Here is a 20251-nt window from a genome sequence, read left to right on the forward strand (position 1 = left end):
CAGATGGCAGTAGTCAACGTTTGGGAGGACGTGACATGACCAGCAGCAGTAGATTTATGCCCGAAATTCGTCGTCGCACCCTGCTCGCAGGGGCAGGAAGCACCGCCTTGCTGGCCGTAGCAGGTGCGGCACGGGCGCAGGATGCGGTGAGTGGCGAACTCGTCATTTTGAACTGGCTCGGGGGCTCCGAGCTCGACATGATGCATTCGATCCAGAAGGCCTTTCTGGCGAAATATCCCAATGTGACGATCCGCGAAGTCGTGGTCACCGGCCAGGGTGACATGCGTGGCGGTATCCGCACCGCGCTGATGGGCGGAGAAGTCGTCGATGTGTTGATCAACACCTGGCCGGCCTTCCGCAAGGAGCTCGCCGATGCCGGCATGCTGCGGCCGGTCGATGACCAATGGAAGTCCTTCGGCTGGGACAAGCTGATCAGCCAGTCCTGGAAAGACCTCGGCGCCATAGATGGCAAGACCTATGGCCTGACCTACACGTTCGGTGACCGCTCCGGCATCTGGTACAAGAAGGAACATCTCGCCAAGGCCGGCATTACCGAGCCGCCGAAGACGTGGGATGAATTTGTCGCGTCCTTTTCGAAGCTGACCCAAGCCGGTTATGCGGCCCCGGTTGCCATTCCCGGTAAATATTGGGCGCATGCCGAATGGTTCGAAACCCTGTTGCTGAGGACCGCAGGCGTCGAGACGGCGACGAAGCTCGCCGCCCATGAGATCCCCTGGACCGATCCCGCTGTGAAGACGGCGCTGACCAAATATGCCCAGATGCTGACATCCGGATGCTGCGGCGCGCCGAACACGATGCTCGCCAATGACTGGGACGGCGAAGCTGACCAGATTTTCCAGGCCAATGCCAAGAACTATCTGCTGATCGGCATGTGGATGAACAACCGCGCCAAGAACGACTACAAGCTGGTCGAAGGCAAGGATTACGGCCTCTTCCAGTTCCCGTCGCTCGGCATGGGCCATGATGATACATCGAGCGTCGATGCCAAGGAATTACTGGTGACGACGAACGGCCCCAATCCGAAGGCGGCCGACGCCTTTCTCGATTTCTGGACGAGCGCGAATGCCGCCAATATTCTCGCCAAGGCCGGTTATGCCTCGCCGAGCAGCAATGTCGATGCCTCGCTCTATGGCGAAGCGCAGAAAGTGGCGACACAGGCTGTTGCAAACTCGAAGCTGCAATTCGTGCTCGGGGATCTCCTGCCCGGCGATCTCGTCGACGAATATCGCGTCCAGCTGCAGAAATTCCTGCAAGATCCATCCGATGCCAATATCGACACGGTTCTTGCGGCTATCGAAACCAAGGCCCAGGGTTCCTACTGATGGCTAGCACCTCCGCTTCCCCGGTGCGGGAAGCGGCGGGCGTGATGCAGGGTTCTCCGCTGGCGGCTGGCATCAAGGGCCGTCGGCGTCTGCTCAGGAACACGCCCGCCGCACTGATCCTGATTGCCCCGGTTATCGTGTTGTTTGCGATTGCCGTGATCTACCCGCTGGTGGAGACGATCCGGCTGAGCTTCTGGGACATCCAGGGGCTGAGAAAGCCTGTTTTCATCGGCTTCGGAAATTATGCGCGGCTCTTTGCCGACGCGGCTTTCCGCAACACGCTGCTGACGACCTTGATCTTCACCATCGGCACGACCGTCATCTCGGTGACGATCGGCTGGATCCTGGCGATGCTGTGCGCTTTTGCTCCGCAGCAGACCCTGCCCTTCCGTGTGATGATCTTTGCGGCATTCGGCATTTCGGAAGCGGTTTCCGGCTATATGTGGATCGGCATTTACAGGGCGGATGCCGGCGGCCTGCTCAATTCGCTGATCCAGCTTCTGGGCTTTCCGGGCTTTGCGCATGCCTGGTTAGGGGATGCCAACACGGCCCTCTGGGCGCTGATCGTCGCGGCTTCCTGGAGCGGCGTCGGTCTGCCCCTAATGCTGATCTTAGCAGCCATACAGGCAATCCCGAAATCTGTGCTCGAAGCAGCCTATATGGATGGCGCCAAGCCGGTCTCGACCATGCGACATATCATGATGCCGCTGTCGATGCCGGGCGTGCGTGTCGCCGTCTTCATCAACCTGCTGACGGCTCTGCGCGCCTTCGACATCATCTATATCCTGACCGGCGGCGGGCCGGTGCGCTCGACGGAAACCGTCGGTTACTTCATGTACCGGGAATCCATGACCCAGTTCAAACTGGGCTATGGCGCGGCCGCGACCGTCATCCTGCTGCTTGCGGTCCTCATCGTCTCGATCCCCGCCATCATCCAGCGAACGGCAGGTGCGAAATGATCGGCAAGGCTCCTCGCTGGATTATCGTCGTCGTCGGCATCGTCGCCTTCATCTGGGTGATCCCGATCATCGGCATCGTCGTAACGTCGCTGCGCCCGCCCGAAGGCGTCTCGCTGGGCTGGTGGCGCTTCGATCATTTCGATCTGACCTTCGATGCCTGGCGCCGCGTCTGGGACAAATATCCGCTCGCAGACTCGATGTGGGTGACGATGAAGACGGCAGGCATTGCGACGGCGCTCACCATGCTTTTGACGCCGGCGGCCGCCTATGCCTTCCATTTCCTGACATTCCCCTTCCGCCGGCTGCTGCTGATCATCATCATCAATGCATTCGTGTTGCCGCAGCAGGTCGTCATCATTCCGCTCTTCACGCTCTGGCGCGACATGGGGCTGATCGACAACATGCTGTCGGTGCTCATCCCCTATGTCGGGCTGTCCTTCGCCTGGTCGATCTTCCTCGTCAAAAACTTCTTCGAGGATTTTCCGCGCGAACTCGTGGAGGCCGCCAAGATCGACGGCTGCGGGCCGCTTGCGACCTTCCGCCATGTGGTGCTGCCGAACAGCCTTTCGCCGATCTTTGCCGTCGGCATCCTGCAGTTCCTCTGGACATGGAACGCCCTGCTGCTGCCCATGCTCTTCCTGCGCAGCGATGTGCCCCTTCCCGTGCTGCTTGCCCGCATTTCCGGCAGCTACGAGATCAATTGGGACCTGAGATCGGTGGCCGCCATCATCACCACCATCGTCCCCCTGCTCGTCTTCCTTGTCTTCCAACGTCAGTTCGCCGCCGGCTCGCAGACCCGCACCGGCGCAAAGGAATAGGACCATGCCCAAGACCACAAACAAGCCGCTCCGCTACCGCCAGATCCATCTCGATTTCCATACGTCGGAACATATTCCCGGCATCGGCGCCGATTTCGATCCGGATGCCTTCGTCTCGACGCTAAAGGCAGCGCATGTCGATTCCATCACCATTTTTGCCAAGTGCCATCACGGCTGGTCCTACTATCCGACCAAGGTCGGCAAGCCGCATCCGCAGCTTGCCCGTCCGGATCTGCTCGGCGACATGGTAAAGGCGCTGTCTGCCGCCGATATCGAAAGCCCGATCTACATCTCCGTGCAATGGGACGAGCTGACGGCGCGCGAACATCCCGAATGGCGGGCCATGAGCGCCTCGAACCGCTATCATCACGATAGGCCGGCAGACCCTTCAGCCGGCAAGCAACTGAGCCCGGCATGGCATACACTTTGCCTCAATCATGCGGGCCTGCGGCACTACATCCTCGAACAGGCGCGCGAAGTTGCCCAGAACTATCCGACACAGGGGCTTTTCTTCGATATCATCCTGACACCGGATTGCGTCTGCCCGGCCTGCATCGAGCGCATGCAATGCGAGGGTCTTGACCCGGAAGATCCGGCCGATCGCCTGAAGAATGACGAGGCGGTCAACGAGCAGTTCCGTCGCGAGACCAGCGAGGCGCTGTTTGCAGAGTTTCCGGGCCTGCGCGTGTTCTACAATTGCGGCCATATCCACAAGCAGGGGCCGGAACGCTTTTCGACCTATTCGCATCTCGAGCTCGAAAGCCTGCCGACCGGCGGCTGGGGCTACGACCATTTCCCGTCGAGCGCCCGTTACGCGGCCACACTCGGCATGGATTTCCTCGCTCATACCGGCAAGTTCCACACATCCTGGGGCGAATTCGGCGGCTTCAAGCATCCGGATGCGTTGGAATATGAATGCGCTCAGATGATCGCGCTCGGCTCCAAATGCCTGGTCGGCGACCAGCTGCATCCGAATGGCGCAATCAACCCCGACACTTATGCCTCGATCGCGCCGGCCTATCATCGGGTCGAAAAGCTCGAACCCTTCTTGGAAGGCGCAAAGCAGATCTCCGAGATCGCCATCCTCTCGGCCGAACATATGAACCCCAAGGGGTCACGCAACCATCCAAGCGATGATGGTGCGGCGCAGATGCTGCAGGAACTGAAACGCCCCTTCGATGTCCTCGATATATCCGGCCGCTTCGAACAATACCGCTTGCTGATCCTGCCGGACGAAATCCCCGTCGATGCGACGCTCGCCGCGCGGCTGAGATCCTATCTGGCCGGCGGTGGCAAAATCATCGCTTCCTGGCATTCGGGACTCGATGAGAGCGGTAAATTCGCGATCGACTTCGGTATTGAAAGAGGCGTGGCACCCGTCGCTTTCAAGCCGAGCTATGTAAGGGCCGGCAAGGACCTCGACGCCTCCATGCCGGAAACGGCTTTCGTTTTCTACGATGACGCTGAAACCGTCCGCTCAGCCGGTGCGACTGTCCTGGCGGGTATTTTCCCATCCTACTTCAATCGCTCCTACAAACATTTCTGCTCGCACCAGCATGCGCCCGACGACACAAATGCCGAGATGGTCGGCGCTGCCGTGACCGAGCATAAGGGGGCGGCCTATATAGCCTACCCGATCTTCCGGCTCTACCGGGCGATGGGTCAGCCGCTCTACAAATATGTCGTTCGCGGCCTTATCAACCGGCTCGTTCCCAATCCGGCGATGGTCACCGACCTGCCCTCCTCCGGGCGGGCGACCTTGACGCGTCAGATCGAGCACGATCGCCATATCCTGCATCTCCTCTACGGTCCGCCGCAGATCCGCGGCAAGGACGTGCGCGGCGATGACGGTTCGACCCGTGTGATGGAAATGATCGAGGACATTCCGGCGATCGGCCCTGTCAATGCCACAGTGCGTCTGCCGGCAAAACCGAAACGCGTCTTCGATGCGATGACCGGCGAGGATCTCGCATGGAATGCCGGCGACGACGACGCCATCAACATTACCGTGCCACGCCTGCACATCCACAGCGCTGTAGTGTTCGAAGGCGCCTGATGCAGGTTGAGGTAAGGGAACCGTCGGACTTTGCTCTTGCCGCCCGCAATACTGGTGGGCGGCGGGGCGCTGGGCTATACGACGGAAAGGCGCCTGACCGGGCGCCATTTCCCATGAATGAGTGTAGGAGCCCGCTCGAAATGCGACAGACGGACCAGACGGCTGCAAGGAGGCGCGGAGCCACGATCATCGACGTTGCCAGGGTGGCAAACGTCGCAGTCGGCACCGTGTCCCGCTATCTCAACGGCCAGACGATCCGCCGGTCCAACCGCGAGCAAATCGAGCAGGCGATACAGGATCTCGGCTATCGGCGCAATGCCGCCGCCGCTTCGATCCGCACCGACCTCACCCATATAATCGGCTTCCTGGTGCCGACATTCGACGAATTCCATGCCCGCATGCTGGAGCATCTCGCCCATTCGGTGCGCCCAACCGGACGCGCACTTCTGACTTATTGCCATGGCGGCGATCCGCGGGTGGTCGCGGAAGCCTTGGATTTCTTCGCCGCGCAGCGTGTCGATGCACTGGTCATGGACGGCACAGCGGAGGTTTACGACCGCGTCGACGACCTGATCCATCACGACATTCCGATCATCTTCTACAACAACGACGTCCGCGGGCTGGCGGCCGACCGGGTCATGGTGGAGAACCACCGCGCAAGCTATCGCATCGTCAGCCACCTCATCGATCTCGGTCACAGCCGCATCGGCATTTTGACAGGCGATCCACGCAATTCTTCGGGTATCGAGCGGCTGGCAGGCTATGAGCAGGCGCTGCGCGACAGGGGCATAACAATCGATCCGACGCTCGCGGCGCGTGGAAACTGGCGCATGGATGGCGGTTATGAGGCGACCAAGCGATTGATGTCGCTCGAAAATCCGCCCACCGCGATCTTTTCCGCCAATTACGGCATGGCAGTCGGAGGCCTGAGCTGGCTGAAGGAGAACGGTCGCCATGTGCCTGAGGATATTTCGCTCGCCAGCTTCGACGACGTGGCAATCTTCCGGCTCTATGAAGCCGGCATTACGGCCGTCGCCCAGCCGGTCGCAAGCATTGCAGAAACCATCACAGACATTCTCGTGGAACGCCTGACGGAACCGTCAGGCGGGGCGACGCGCAGCGTCGTCCTTGAATGCGACATCATCCTGCGAGGCTCGACGCGACGGATCATCTGACGCGCTCTGCCCGCCAAGCGGTTAAAGGGAGGAAGCTTTGGCCAGCGTAGAATTGCACGATATCGACAAATCCTATGGCAGCTTTCAAGCGATAGAGGGCCTCAATCTGAGCGTCGATGACGGTTCATTCACGGTCTTCGTCGGCCCTTCTGGTTGCGGAAAGTCGACGCTGTTGCGCATGATCGCCGGCCTCGAAAAGATCACCGGCGGGGACCTCACGATCGGCGGGCGGCGCATGAACGAAGCCGATCCGATCGAACGCGGCGTCGCCATGGTCTTCCAGAACTACGCGCTTTATCCGCATATGACGGTGGAGCAGAATATCGGCTTCTCGCTGCGCATGGCCGGCATGGGCAAGGCCGATATCGACAGGAGCGTTTCCGCCGCCGCTGCAACCTTGCAGATCGAGTCGCTCCTGAAGCGCAAACCCGCCCAACTCTCGGGCGGCCAACGCCAGCGTGTCGCAATCGGCCGGGCGATCGTGCGCAACCCGGCCGTCTTCCTGTTCGACGAGCCGCTGTCGAACCTCGATGCGGAATTGCGGGTCTCGATGCGCGTCGAAATCGCCAAGCTACACCGGCGCATCGGCGCCACGATGATCTATGTCACCCATGACCAGACCGAAGCGATGACGCTCGCCGACAAGATCGTCGTCATGCGCGCCGGCAAGATCGAGCAGGCCGGCACGCCGGACACGCTCTATGCCGATCCCGACAATTTCTTCGTCGCCGGCTTCATCGGGTCGCCGCGGATGAATTTCCTCGATGGCAAGCTCGGCGGCGATGGGGTGATCAAGCTCGATTGCGGCGCGGTTTTCAGAGCCGGCATCGTCGGCCCGGGCAAGGACATGCCGGTCAAGGTCGGCATCCGCCCGGAACATTTCACCGGACAGGACGAAGGCGGCGGCGCGATCGACGTCAAGGTCGACGTGGTGGAGAACCTCGGCGGAACCCGCTTCATCTACGGAACTCTCGCTTCGGGCCAACCCGTGATCATCGAGGACCGCTCGGAAAGGACCCTGCGTCCGGGCGAAACGGTCAACGCCGGCTTTTCCGCGAGAAAGGCGCTGCTCTTCAGCGTCGACGGCCTGCGGATCCGCGACATCAGGCCAGCAAACAGCATCCCGGCAGAATGACGATGGCGGACAATCTTCTCTGGTACGATGCCCCTGCCAGGCTCTGGACGGATGCGCTGCCACTCGGCAATGGTCGGCTCGGCGCCATGGTCTTCGGCGACCCCGTTTCCGAGAGGCTGCAGATCAACGATTCGACCTTCTGGGCCGGCGGGCCTTACCGGCCGGTCAATCCCGATTCCTATGGCCACTTGGAGAAAATACGGGAACTGATCTTCGCCGGGCACTATGCGGAAGCAGAAGCAATGGCCGAAGAACATTTGATGGCGCGGCCGATCAAGCAGATGTCCTATCAGCCGATCGGCGATCTCCATATCGATTTCCTCCATTCGCAAACTATCGGCAGCTACCGTCGCACGCTCGATCTCGATACGGCGATCGCCACGACCTCCTATGTTGCCGACGGCATCACCTTCTTTCGCGAAGCCTTTATTTCCACGGTTGATGGCGTGCTTGTCCTGCGCCTTTCGGCGGATCGGCCCGGAGCCATCAGATGCCGGATATCGCTCGACAGCCCGCAACAGGGGCAACTCTTCGACCAGGACGCTGCAGGACTGACCTTCTCCGGCACCGGCAAGGCGGAATGGGGCATTGCTGCCGCCCTTCGCTTTGCTTTCGGCATTCGGGTGATCAATACAGGAGGGAGCTTGAGCTCCTCCAGCGGCATCATCTCCGTAGACAGTACCGACGAGCTTGTGATTCTGCTCGATGCCGCCACGAGTTTCCGACGTTTTGACGATGTCTCCGGCGATCCGGATGGCGCAATCACCGCACGCCTTTCTAAAGCTACCGGCCACAGCATCGAGGCCATGCGTCGTGACCATATCATCGAGCATCAAAGGCTGTTCCGTGCCTTCGCGATTGATCTTGGCACGACGCAGGCAGCCTCGCACCCGACCGATCGCCGGATTGCGGGCTTTGCCGACGGAGAGGATCCCGCGCTTGCGGCACTCTATGTGCAATTCGGCCGCTACCTGATGATCGCCTCGTCCCGCCCGGGTACGCAGCCTGCAAACCTGCAGGGCATCTGGAACGAGGAAGTCGATCCGCCCTGGGGCAGCAAATATACAGCCAACATCAATCTGCAGATGAACTACTGGCTGCCGGCCCCGGCCAATCTGCCCCAATGCATTGTACCGCTCGTCGAGATGGCGGAGGAGCTTGCTGAAGCCGGACGTGAGACGGCACAAGTGCATTATCGCGCCCGCGGCTGGGTCATGCACCACAATACCGATCTCTGGCGCGCGACCGGGCCGATCGACGGCGCCAAATGGGGCCTCTGGCCGACCGGTGGCGCCTGGCTCATGACACAATTGCTTGATCTCAGCGATTACCTCGACGACGCCGATCGTCTACGCAGGCGGCTTTTCCCGGTTGCCAAGGCTGCGGCAGAGTTTGTCTTCGATGCGCTGGCGTCGCTTCCGGGCACAAACTATCTGGTGACAACCCCCTCGCTGTCACCCGAGAATGTCCACCCGCACGGCGCTTCGATCTGCGCCGGGCCTGCCATGGACAACCAGATTATCCGGGACTTCCTCAATCTGCTTCGCCCCATCGCCACCTCCATCGGCGGCGAGGATGAGTTCGTCTCGGAGATCGATCGTGTCCTGCCGCGCCTTCCGCCGGACAGGATCGGATCGGCGGGCCAGCTGCAGGAATGGCTTGAAGACTGGGACTTGCAAGCGCCGGAAATGCACCACCGGCATGTCTCGCACCTCTACGGCCTCTATCCGAGCTGGCAGATCGACATGGACAACACGCCTGCACTTGCCGCCGCTGCCCGTCGCTCGCTGGAAATCCGCGGTGACGACGCGACGGGCTGGGGCATCGGCTGGCGCATCAATCTCTGGGCACGGCTTCGTGACGGCGATCATGCGCTCGAGGTGGTCAAACTGCTGATCAGCCCTGAGCGGACCTATGCCAATCTGTTCGACGCCCATCCGCCCTTCCAGATCGACGGCAATTTCGGCGGGGCCGCCGGCATCCTGGAAATGCTGGTGCAATCTCGCCCAGGCGAAATTCACCTACTTCCGGCCTTGCCCAAAGCGTGGCCGCGCGGCTCATTGCGCGGTTTGCGGGTGCGCGGCGGCATGCTTCTCGACCTCGACTGGGAGAATGGCAGACCGGTGAAGATTGCGATTTCGGCAGCACGGGATATTCAGACCGCCATCCGTTTTGCGGACGGCAGGTTCACCATCACCCTCACCGCTGGCCAGACTTTCATGGCGAGCAAGGACGACCTCTTCGTATAGAGGTCGGGCCTCTGCGCGAACTCGGCTATTAGTGGCATACAGCGGCTATCAGACCAACAAGCTGGCCGAGTGCATCTTTGTCCGCACGAAGTTCGGGCTGGCGACACCGGCGTCGATCTTGTTTCGCGCTGCTTCGAAAGCAGATATTTCCGCTGCTACGCTCTTCCCTTCCTAGGATTGGTATTCCTCAGAATACTGTGCTGGTGTCGGCCATATGACTGCGAATGACGGATCAAAGGCCTCGATCCGGCCGGTTTCCTGCCAGGCGCCGACGCAATAGTTGGATGGCGAAAACAGACTGCTCGATTTATCCGGCAACTCGATCGAGAAGGCTACTGCCGGCGGAGCCTTGGTTATCTTCAATCCGGATGGCAGACCGATGGTCTGATCCTGGAATTGAAAGGCCGCGTACCTGGCATTCTTGCCGATATCATAATGCGCCTGCCGCAATCGGTCGGGAAAATCCCGGTGAGAGATCACGTCACCGTCAAAGACGATGCCAAGAGATCCCCAGGAACGTGTGAAGCAATCCTCCTCAAAGCGGAACAGGTCATCCAGCTCGGTCGAAGGATAAGAGTCGAAGCTCCAGCTTGATCCGAAGGGAGAACAAGCCTCCCACTTGAACTTATCGGCGTCAGTCGCATAGCCGATAAGGTTGTTGCGATGCTCAAGCTTCGCAAATCTCTTCTTCTTGGCAATCGGCGCGCGAAGGAGCCAGGTATTATTGAAGACGTAATGCGGTCCATCCGCAATATGCGTGTCGGGAAACTTGAAAAGCACGCCCTTGGCATGCTTGTCGTCTTCGGGTCCGGGAATGTGAACGTTCCAGCCAAGATTGCCGTAGACATAGAAGTAGCCGGAGCGCTGCATTTCGAAGGAAAACGGCATATAGCAATCGACGAATTGGTTCAGGCGGATCGTCCAGTTCCACGCGAAATTTTCAGGTTCGACGGCGTTATCCTTTATCCGCACGAACCAGTTATCTTCGATAAGAACGTTCCGGGCGAAGGCTTCCTTGGTGGACTCCGATGCCTGATTGAAGAAATGGACGCCATTGAATGCGTCTGTGATGACGTTGTCGCGGATGATGACATATCCGGCGATGGTCCAGGCACGGAAGAAGTCGCCATCATAGGCACGTGCATCGCCGACGGGGTCAACGGGACTATCCTCATCGCCTGATCCATGCACCTGCTTCCAGGGGATATCGCTCCAAAGCCTGCAGTCTCTCGGGGATAAGTCGGCACGAACATAACCATCGTCCCGGATCGACAGGACGTCGTCTTCACCGTGGCTTTTCGTATCCTGGACCCAGCTGCATTTTTCGATGAGCAGATGACGCGTGTAGGGGCCGGCCGCACCAATCGCAATGCACCCTCCCCTGAAATCGACGCGGCGTATGAAAATATGTTGGCAGTTGTCGAGGTATATTGCTGTCGGCCAGCAGTTCCTGAAAACCAGTTCGTCGATGATAACCCATTGGCAATCACGCAATGTCAAAGCCGCATTATCAGCCATGAAATAGACGCCGGGAAACGAACCGCCTTTCTGGTGAGCGGCGGCCAGTTTGTTCGCAGTTTGCTGATAGGCGTCGAAGTCCATGTCAGAGCCGAGGATTGCTCCCCGACCGGTGATGTAAATAGGGCGATCCCCGGAACCTCGTTTACCCGTTATCGTTATCGGATCGGGATAACGGCCCTTTTTCAGATAGAGCTCGCGACCCGGTCCCAGCCGGTTGAGCTTCGTATGAATATCCTCGGCATTGACCTTTATTTGCGGTTTCATTCAATGCCGCCCCAACAAAAACACCTCAACGACACTATCGTTTGAGTTGATGTTTTTGCAAGCACCCCCAATGGTATCCGGCACGGTGCGAGAGCTTCATCTTCAGGCCCTCCGCCCGCAGCTGTGATCTTACCGCATCGTCCCGGATTTCGCCTGCCGCGCGCTTGACAAAACCGGACTGCCTGTATTTTATTCAAGCCTGCGGATTAGGCAGAGAGCGCCTCCGCATTCTTACATGACTTCGATAGTCGCTGGGCAATTTCGCCCCATGATGGCCCCGTCGCAGATGGGACGCCCTCATGGGGTTTTTGGTTTTTTGGCTTGCAGATGAATGATGCGTTGAAAATCGGCATTCTTTACTCCACCACCGGCCCTTACGGCTCGATGGGGCGCGACGCGCGCGACGGCGCGGAATTCGCGATTGCCGAATTCGCTGCAGAAAGCGGCCGGCCCGTCGAACCGATCTTTTTCGACCCGCAGGCCGATCTTGCCGCTTATCTCGAAGGCGCACGCCATCTGCTGCGTGCCGGCTGCCGCCATATTATCGGCACCATTACCTCGGCCGCCCGTAAGGAAGTCATCCCGCTCATCGAAAAGCATGACGGGCTTCTCTGGTACATGTGCCCCTACGAGGGTTTCGAGGCGAACGAAAACGTCATCTATGTCGGCGGCTGCCCGAACCAGCACCTGCTGCCGCTCTTCGAACATTTGATCCCGCGCTACGGCAACCGGCCCTATCTCGTCGGCGCCAACTATGTCTGGGGCTGGGAGATGAACCGGCTCGCCCGCGAGTTGACAACGAATACAGGCGGCGAGGTTCTCGGCGAGCGTTACCTGCCACTCGAGGAAACTGCCGTTGAGCGCATCGTCACGGATATCGAGCAGCGTCGTCCAAGCTTCATCCTCAACAATCTGATCGGCCCCTCAAGCTACGCCTTCCATGAGGCGATCCGCCGGCTTGCCGATCGCGACGCGGCCTTCCGGCCCGAGAACTGCCCGGTCGTCAGCTGCGACCTAATGGAATGCGAGCTTGACGATATCGCGCCGGGTGCGGCCATCGGCCAGCTCTGCGCAGCCTCCTATTTTGATAGTGTCGCCACCTCCGAAAATGGCGACTTCAAACAGCGGATCCTCGCTCATTATGGCGCGCCGCGCCGCATCTCCAGCGTCTTTGCCAGCGCCTATACGGCTGTGCGTCTTTGCGTCGATGCGATCGTGGCTGCCGATGGCGACGAGCCGGCGAGCGTGCGCCGGGAATTATATAGCAAGAGCTGGGCGACGCCCTTCGGCACGCTCAATATCGACCGCGAAACGAACCACGCTGCCCTGCCTTTTCATCTCGGTCGTATCAATACCCATAACGGCTTTGATGTGATCGTCTCGCGTCCGCCACTTGCTGCCGATCCCTATCTGACCGGCCGCAACAAACCGGCTTCGCCGAAATTGCGGGTTGTATCATGAAGGAAACACCCAATTTCGCCGGCTGGCATACTGTCGTCCTGCACCGCGAGGACGGCAATACCGAAAGACTGATCCGCCAGTTGCGCCTTCTCGGCCTGTCGGCAACGCTGCAATGGGCGCCGCTTTCGGCCGCAGGCGTGCCCGATCTCGTCATCGTCGATGCCGACCAGGGCTTTGACGATCTCCTGCCCTGGAGTGGAATAACGCCGACATGCCCGGTCGTCGCCCTGCTCGGCTCGGAAGCGCCGGGCCGTATCGCCTGGGCGCTCGGCCAGGGTGCCGGCGCGATCATTGCCAAGCCGATTGCCGCCTCCGCCGTATATCCGGCCCTCGTCATGGCCGTCGCCATTCATCAGGAGCGCAAGGGTGTGGCCGAGCGCCTGCAATATCTCGAAGAGCGCGTACGACTGCGCCCGCTCGTGCATGCCGCCGTCGAAAAGCTGATGAAGGCACATGGGGTCGATGAGGAACGCGCCTATTCGATCCTGCGCAATTGCGCCATGCGCCGCCGCCTGCCGATGGAACAGGTCGCTGCCTTTATTATCGGCGGCATAGAACCCCTGCCGGAGGCGGGTTGATGCGTGTCATGAAAGCCATTTTGCGTCAGCCGACCGCCCTCTTCGGCCTTATCGTCGTGCTTGTCGTTATCGGCCTGGCCGTGGCCGCTCCCTGGATCGCGCCCTTCAACCCCGATGAGCAGATGTTCGACGGCCTGTCGCTGGAAGGCGCGCCGCTGCCGCCCGGCGGACCCTATCTGCTCGGCACGGATACGCTGGGTCGTGACCTCTTCTCGCGCATGCTGTTCGGCGCGCGGACCTCGCTCGTCATCGGCCTCGTTGCCAACGGCATTGCCGTAGCAATCGGCCTCTTCATCGGCATTCTCGCCGGTTACCTGCGCGGCATCGTCGGCAATATCCTGATGCGCTTCACCGATCTGATGATGGCGTTCCCGGCCCTGCTGCTGGCGATCGTGCTTGCCGCCTTGCTGCGCCCGAGCCTCTGGATCGTCGCCATGGTGATTGCTCTGGTCAACTGGGTGCAGGTCGCCCGCATCGTCTATACTGAGACGCGCGGGCTGGTGGAGCGCGATTTCATCATGGCCGAGCGCTCGCTCGGTGCCGGCCATATGCGCGTGCTTTTCCTGCATATCCTGCCGCACCTCGTGCCGACGGCGATCGTCTGGGGCACACTTGGTATCGCCACCACCGTTCTGCTGGAAGCGACGCTTTCCTTCCTCGGCATCGGCGTGCAGCCGCCGCAGCCTTCCTGGGGCAATATCATTTTCGAAAGCCAGAGTTACTTCCAGGCAGCTCCGTGGCTCGTCTTCTTCCCCGGCGCGATCATCCTGCTGACGGCACTGTCCTTCAACCTCGTCGGAGATGCACTGCGCGACATCCTCGATCCGACCCAGCGCGGGAGAGGCTGATGTTTTTCCTCATCCTTCGCCGGCTGGTTCAGGCCGCTCTCATCCTTCTTGGCGTTGCCGCCATTACCTTCGTGCTGCTCTATGCGCTGCCGGCCGACCCGGCGCGCATGATTGCGGGTCGCAGTGCCACGGCACAGACTGTTGCCAATATCCGACATGAACTCGGCCTCGACCAGCCTTTGCTCGTGCAGTTCAGCACCTATCTCTCCAATCTGCTGCACGGCAATCTCGGCCGCTCCTATGCGCAGAAGACTGAGGTCTGGACGCTGATAGCCGCTCGACTGCCGGCAACGCTCGTCCTCATGTTGGCCGGGATTCTGGTAGAGGTCGCTCTCGGCCTGTCGCTTGGCACGATCGCTGCGGTGCGCCGCGGCGGTTTCATCGATCGCCTGGTCATGACGGCTTCCTTCGTCGGCGTTTCGGCGCCGCAATTCGTCGTCGCGCTTCTTCTTCTTTATGTATTTGCTGTAACGCTCGGATGGCTACCCATGAGCGGCTATGGCACGTTCTCCCATGTCGTGCTGCCGGCCTCCACCCTCGGCGTCCTTGGCGCCGGCTGGTATGCACGCATGGTCCGATCGGCGATGATCGATGTGCTCAATCAGGATTATGTCCGCACGGCCCGGGCCAAGGGCCTGTCCTCGCGCCGTATCATCTTCCGCCACGCCCTGCCGAACGCCATCCTGCCGATCATTGCCATGATCGGCATCGATATCGGCCAGTTCATGGGTGGCGTGGTCGTGGTCGAGGCCGTCTATGGCTGGCCGGGCATCGGTCAACTCGCCTGGCAGGCGATCCAGCAGGTCGACATACCAATCATCATGGGCGTCACGCTGACATCGGCGCTTGCCATCGTCATCGGCAACTTGCTCGCCGATCTGGTGGCGCCGCTCATCGATCCACGTATCCGTACACGTTGACAGCAACCAAAGAAGGGGAACCCGAATGTTCAAACGCTGGCTTCGACACACGACCATGGCAACGATGGTGGCGCTCGCCCCCCTCACCGCCAAGGCGCAGGAAACGCCCAAGCAGGGCGGCGATATCGTCGTCACCTATAAGGACGACATTACCACGCTCGATCCGGCCATCGGTTATGACTGGGTCAACTGGTCGATGATCAAGAGTCTCTATTCGCGCCTGATGGACTACGCGCCCGGCACGCCTAACCCGGTGCCGTCGCTGGCCGAGAGCTTCATCGTCTCGCCCGATGGCCTCACCTATACGTTCAAGCTGCACAAGGGCGTAAAGTTCTCCAACGGCCGTGAGGTCGTTGCTTCCGACGTGAAATATTCGATTGAACGCGCCGTCAATCCGAAGACGCAAGGCCCGGGCGCCGGCTTCTTCGGTGCTATCCAGGGTTTCGAGGATGAAACCGGCGGCAAGACCGAGACGCTCTCGGGCATCGAGACGCCTGACGACAGCACAGTCGTCTTCCACCTGTCGCGCCCTGACGCGACCTTCCTGCACGTGCTCGCCATCAACTTCGCATCAGTCGTACCGAAGGAAGCGGTCGAAGCAGCCGGCGGCGATTTCGGCAAGAAGCCCGTCGGTTCCGGCACCTTCATCCTGAAGGACTGGACGATTGGCCAGCAGCTCGTTTTCGAGCGCAACAAGGATTATTTCGTCAAGGGCGTACCCTATATCGACAGCTTCAAGGTCGAAGTCGGCCAGGAGCCGCTGGTGGCGCTGCTGCGCCTGCAGAAGGGTGAAGTCGATATTGCCGGAGACGGTATCCCGCCGGCAAAATTCCTTGAGATCAAGAACTCTGCTGACGGCGCGCAGATGATCGTCGATGGCGAGCAACTGCATACGGGCTACATCACGCTCAACACCAAGGTGAAGCCCTTCGACAACGTCAAGGTGCGCCAGGCGATCAACATGGCCGTCAACAAGGATCGCATCACTCGTATCCTGAACGGCCGCGCGACGCCTGCCAACCAGCCGCTGCCGCCGCTGATGCCGGGTTACGACAAGTCCTTCACCGGCTATGCCTATGACGTTGCCAAGGCCAAGGCGCTGCTTGCCGAGGCCGGCTTCCCTGACGGATTCGAAACGGTGCTCTACTCGACCAATACGGATCCGCAGCCGCGTATCGCCCAGGCGATCCAGCAGGATCTCGCAGCGATCGGTGTCAAGGCTGAAGTTCGTGCTCTGGCACAGGCCAATGTCATTTCGGCCGGCGGCACGGAAGGCGAAGCGCCGATGATCTGGTCGGGCGGCATGGCCTGGATCGCCGACTTCCCTGATCCGTCCAACTTCTACGGCCCGATCCTCGGTTGCGCCGGCGCTGTTCAGGGCGGCTGGAACTGGTCCTGGTACTGCAATGCCGATCTCGACAAGCGTGCGGTTGCCGCCGACTCCATGTCCGATCCGGCAAAGTCTGCCGAACGCACCGCTGCCTGGGGCAAGGTCTTCACCGACATCATGGCCGATGCGCCCTGGGTTCCCGTCATCAACGAGCGCCGCGTCGTCGCCAAGTCGCTGCGCATGGGTGGTGCCGACAATATCTACATCGATCCGACCCGCGTCATCAATTACGACGCGATCTACGTGAAGCAATAAGCCCTTAGGAAATAAGGCCTTCCCGGCACGAGCCGGGAAGGCATCATAAAATCGAGGGAGACACCTTATGTGCATTGCCTGCACCCACACGATTCACCGCGCCCAGCATAATTTCGGCTGGAACAAGGATTTCGCACCAGCCGTCGTCGCCAAGCCTGGCGAGACCATCCATTTCGAATGCCTGGATTCCTCCGGCGGACAGCTCGGCAGCGACGCGACGCTCGACACTCTGAACAATCTGGATTTCGGCAAGATCAACCCGGTTTCCGGTCCGATCTATGTCGAGGGCGCCAAGCCCGGCGATGCGCTGAAAGTGACGCTGCGCAAGTTCATTCCCTCGGGCACCGGCTGGACCGCCAATATTCCAGGCTTCGGCCTGCTCGCCGACCAGTTCAAGGAACCGGCGCTGCACGTCTGGTCCTATGACGCCAATAGCATGACGCCGGCCCTTTACGGCCCCGGCGGCCGCGTGCCGCTGAAGCCCTTTGCCGGCACGATCGGCGTTGCTCCGGCCGAGCCGGGCACGCATTCCGTCGTGCCGCCGCGTCGCGTCGGCGGCAATATGGATATTCGCGATCTGACCGCTGGTGTCACTCTCTACCTGCCGATCGAGGTCGAGGGCGCACTCTTCTCCATCGGCGACACGCATGCCGCACAGGGGGATGGAGAAGTCTGCGGCACGGCGATCGAAAGCCAGATGAATGTCGAGGCGACGATCGAACTCGTCAAGGATGCGCGCTTGCAGACGCCGCGCTTCACCACCACCGAGCCCGTCACCCGCCATCTCGACGGCGCCGGCTATGAAGTGACGACCGGCATCGGCCCAGACCTGATGACCGGCGCGCGCGAAAGCGTCATGCGTATGATCGATCTTCTGACCGCGGAACATGGCATGAGCGCCGTCGACGCCTATCTGCTCTGCTCGGTCTGCGGCGATCTGCGCATCAGCGAAATCGTCGATATGCCGAACTGGGTCGTCTCTTTCTACTTCCCGAGGATCGTATTCGCGTGATTGAAGCCATGCCCGCCGCGCCCATTCTCAGCGTCCGCAATCTCAATGTCGATGCGCGAACGCCTGATGGACGCAAACCGGTTCTGAAAGATATCAGCTTTGATCTCGCAAGCGGCGAAACGCTTTGCCTGGCCGGAGAATCCGGCTCGGGCAAATCCGTGACGTCACTGTCGATCATGGGTTTGCTGCCGAAGGCTTCGCTCCAGGTGGCCTCCGGGAACATCTTGCTCGGCGATCGTGATCTGCTGAAACTTTCCGACCGGGCCATGCGCAGTGTGCGCGGCGGCGATATCGCCATGGTCTTCCAGGAACCGATGACCTCGCTCAACCCGGTCATGTCAATCGGTGTGCAGCTGACAGAGGCTATCCGCGAGCATCAGGGCAGCGAGAATGCCGAGGCGATCGCGCTGCAGATGCTTGATGCCGTACAGATCACCGATCCGGCGAAACGCCTGAAGCAATATCCGCACGAACTCTCGGGCGGCATGCGCCAGCGCGTGATGATCGCCATGGCCCTCTCCTGCCGTCCGAAAGTGCTGATTGCCGATGAGCCGACCACGGCGCTCGACGTGACGGTGCAGGCGCAGATCCTCAAACTGATGCGCGAACTGAAGTCGGAATTCGGCACGTCGATTATCCTGATCACCCACGACATGGGCGTTGTCGCTGAAATGGCCGACCGCGTCATCATCATGCAGAATGGCGGCATCGTCGAAGAAGGCCCGGCGATCGGCATTTTCCGCGCGCCGCGGCAGAACTATACGCGGCAACTGCTCTCGGCCGTGCCGCGCCTCGGCGCTTTTGCCGGTACGGATGGGCCGCCGCGCATCACGTCGCGCAGCGTCGAAACCCTGCACCCGGACCGCACCCCGGTCCTGAATGTACGCGGGCTGAACGTCACCTATGGCGGCGCAGCGAGCTTTCTCTTCAAGGGAAAGGCGCCGGCTGCGGCTGTCAGCGACGTCTCCTTCAATATTCTACCCGGCGAAACGCTCGGTCTCGTCGGCGAAAGCGGATCGGGAAAATCGACAACCGGCAAGGCGGTGCTCGGCCTTATCCCTTTTACCGGCGATGTGATCATCAACGGCCGCAACATTGCCGGGCTCAGCCATCGCGAGATGCAGCCCATACGCCGCACGGCGCAGATGATCTTCCAGGACCCCTATGCCTCGCTCGACCCGCGCATGGCAGTCGGCTCCGCGATTGCCGAGCCGCTGGTCATCCATGGTATCGCCAACAAGGCCGAGCGGCGCGACAGGGTTGCGGAACTCCTGCGCCGTGTTGGCCTGACGGCGGATGCCGCCACGCGTTATCCGCACGAATTTTCCGGCGGCCAGCGTCAGCGCATCTGCATTGCCCGCGCTCTCGCGCTCGAGCCGAAGCTGATCGTTGCCGATGAAAGTGTTGCGGCACTCGACGTATCCGTCCGCGCCCGCGTGCTTGATCTGATGCTGGAACTGCAGGAAAGCATGGGGCTCTCCTACCTCTTCATCTCGCACGACATGGCTGTTGTCGAACGCATGTCCCACAAGGTCGCCGTCATGCGCGGCGGCAAGATTGTCGAAACGGGCACCCGTCGTCAAATCTTCGAACACCCGGCAGAGGATTACACGAAGGCCCTGATGGCGGCCGTCCCGATCCCCGATCCGGAAGCGCGGCGAGCACAGGTCTGAGATTTCTAGATAAGGAGCAGAAGCGCCTCCTTTGGAGCTGTGTACGCTTCCGCGAGTTTGCCCTCGGCCTCCGACGAATCATCGCTTAGAATCGACTTGCGGCATGATCGAATGTCGGCCGCGCCTGCCAGCTATAGCCCATTTGTCAGCCGCATTTTCTTTCGGCAGCCCCGTCCAAATGGGCAAATACAGGCTCGCAGCGGATGGATATTCGATAAATTCAGCATTCAGCGACACCCCGTCGTGCCCGTTTTCCCGCGGCCAAATCCGGCTAAGTCGTCCTAATATAGTAATATTTCGCTATTCTGTTTTACCTCTTGTTAATACCCGCACAAGGACTGTTGTACATCTGTCACACACACCAAGGTTTAGTTAGAATTCGCTACAAAATGAGAGCATTCGTTGTTGAGCCCTCCCGCCTTTCGGCTATTTTAGCTCTTACCGAATTAATCGGGCTTTATCAGAGGGGACGTTCTTTCGTGGAACGCACTCGAACTTAGGAGATTGGCTTTCCATGAACATTCGTATGATGTTGCTTGGTTCCGCAGCTGCCCTCATCGCTGCACCGGCATTCGCAGCAGACGCAATCGTTGC

Annotated in this window: 15 protein-coding genes; 14 read left to right on the forward strand and 1 reads right to left on the reverse strand. The window is 60.4% G+C overall.

The features are described 5' to 3' along the window. Positions 1 to 35: 35 nt before the first annotated feature. The 7 genes from PMI11_RS11370 to PMI11_RS11400 all read left to right on the forward strand — a co-directional run bounded on the left by PMI11_RS11370 (position 36) and on the right by PMI11_RS11400 (position 9735). The gene (locus PMI11_RS11370; protein WP_007816853.1) at positions 36 to 1343 is read left to right on the forward strand and encodes an ABC transporter substrate-binding protein; all 1308 of its coding nucleotides are present in this window, start codon (positions 36 to 38) and stop codon (positions 1341 to 1343) included. Beyond that, entirely contained in the window at positions 1343 to 2302 is a 960-nt protein-coding gene (locus tag PMI11_RS11375) for a carbohydrate ABC transporter permease (protein WP_007816859.1), read from the forward strand. Before PMI11_RS11370 ends, PMI11_RS11375 begins: the two co-directional genes overlap by 1 nt. Continuing rightward, a complete protein-coding gene (locus tag PMI11_RS11380; RefSeq protein WP_007816861.1) occupies positions 2299 to 3120 on the forward strand; it encodes a carbohydrate ABC transporter permease in 822 nt (273 codons plus the stop codon). The genes PMI11_RS11375 and PMI11_RS11380 overlap by 4 nt, the downstream gene beginning before the upstream one ends. Positions 3121 to 3124: 4 nt before the next feature. Next, on the forward strand, positions 3125 to 5176 hold the full coding sequence (locus PMI11_RS11385; RefSeq protein WP_007816863.1) for an alpha-L-fucosidase: 2052 nt from the start codon (positions 3125 to 3127) through the stop codon (positions 5174 to 5176). A 140-nt stretch (positions 5177 to 5316) separates the two neighbouring features. Beyond that, positions 5317 to 6351 carry a LacI family DNA-binding transcriptional regulator gene (locus PMI11_RS11390; RefSeq protein ID WP_007816865.1) on the forward strand — a complete coding sequence of 345 codons (1035 nt, stop codon included), beginning with the start codon at positions 5317 to 5319 and terminating at the stop codon, positions 6349 to 6351. Between the two features lie 37 nt (positions 6352 to 6388). Continuing rightward, positions 6389 to 7486, forward strand: coding sequence for an ABC transporter ATP-binding protein (gene ugpC / locus PMI11_RS11395; RefSeq protein ID WP_007816867.1), 1098 nt, complete (start codon positions 6389 to 6391; stop codon positions 7484 to 7486). Between the two features lie 2 nt (positions 7487 to 7488). Beyond that, positions 7489 to 9735, forward strand: coding sequence for a glycoside hydrolase family 95 protein (locus tag PMI11_RS11400; RefSeq protein WP_037071164.1), 2247 nt, complete (start codon positions 7489 to 7491; stop codon positions 9733 to 9735). Between the two features lie 171 nt (positions 9736 to 9906). Here the strand turns inward: PMI11_RS11400 and PMI11_RS11405 are convergent, their stop codons facing one another. After that, complete coding sequence (locus tag PMI11_RS11405) at positions 9907 to 11520, reverse strand: hypothetical protein (RefSeq protein WP_007816870.1); 1614 nt, start codon at positions 11518 to 11520, stop codon at positions 9907 to 9909. A gap of 327 nt (positions 11521 to 11847) precedes the next feature. Here PMI11_RS11405 and PMI11_RS11410 point away from each other — a divergent pair, with 327 nt between their 5' ends. The 7 genes from PMI11_RS11410 to PMI11_RS11440 all read left to right on the forward strand — a co-directional run bounded on the left by PMI11_RS11410 (position 11848) and on the right by PMI11_RS11440 (position 19657). Then, entirely contained in the window at positions 11848 to 12981 is a 1134-nt protein-coding gene (locus PMI11_RS11410) for a transporter substrate-binding protein (RefSeq protein WP_007816872.1), read from the forward strand. Further along, the gene (locus PMI11_RS11415) at positions 12978 to 13559 is read left to right on the forward strand and encodes an ANTAR domain-containing response regulator (protein WP_007816873.1); all 582 of its coding nucleotides are present in this window, start codon (positions 12978 to 12980) and stop codon (positions 13557 to 13559) included. The genes PMI11_RS11410 and PMI11_RS11415 overlap by 4 nt, the downstream gene beginning before the upstream one ends. Then, positions 13559 to 14407: an ABC transporter permease gene (locus tag PMI11_RS11420; RefSeq protein ID WP_007816876.1), complete on the forward strand. Its 849-nt coding sequence runs from the start codon at positions 13559 to 13561 to the stop codon at positions 14405 to 14407. The genes PMI11_RS11415 and PMI11_RS11420 overlap by 1 nt, the downstream gene beginning before the upstream one ends. Continuing rightward, entirely contained in the window at positions 14407 to 15327 is a 921-nt protein-coding gene (locus PMI11_RS11425; protein WP_007816878.1) for an ABC transporter permease, read from the forward strand. The genes PMI11_RS11420 and PMI11_RS11425 overlap by 1 nt, the downstream gene beginning before the upstream one ends. Positions 15328 to 15352: 25 nt before the next feature. Beyond that, complete coding sequence (locus PMI11_RS11430; protein ID WP_007816879.1) at positions 15353 to 16972, forward strand: ABC transporter substrate-binding protein; 1620 nt, start codon at positions 15353 to 15355, stop codon at positions 16970 to 16972. 67 nt (positions 16973 to 17039) lie between these two features. After that, the gene (locus PMI11_RS11435) at positions 17040 to 17984 is read left to right on the forward strand and encodes an acetamidase/formamidase family protein (protein WP_007816881.1); all 945 of its coding nucleotides are present in this window, start codon (positions 17040 to 17042) and stop codon (positions 17982 to 17984) included. Beyond that, the gene (locus tag PMI11_RS11440) at positions 17981 to 19657 is read left to right on the forward strand and encodes an ABC transporter ATP-binding protein (RefSeq protein WP_007816883.1); all 1677 of its coding nucleotides are present in this window, start codon (positions 17981 to 17983) and stop codon (positions 19655 to 19657) included. Before PMI11_RS11435 ends, PMI11_RS11440 begins: the two co-directional genes overlap by 4 nt. Positions 19658 to 20251: the final 594 nt, after the last annotated feature.

Source organism: Rhizobium sp. CF142 (assembly GCF_000281145.1).
Taxonomy (GTDB): domain Bacteria; phylum Pseudomonadota; class Alphaproteobacteria; order Rhizobiales; family Rhizobiaceae; genus Rhizobium.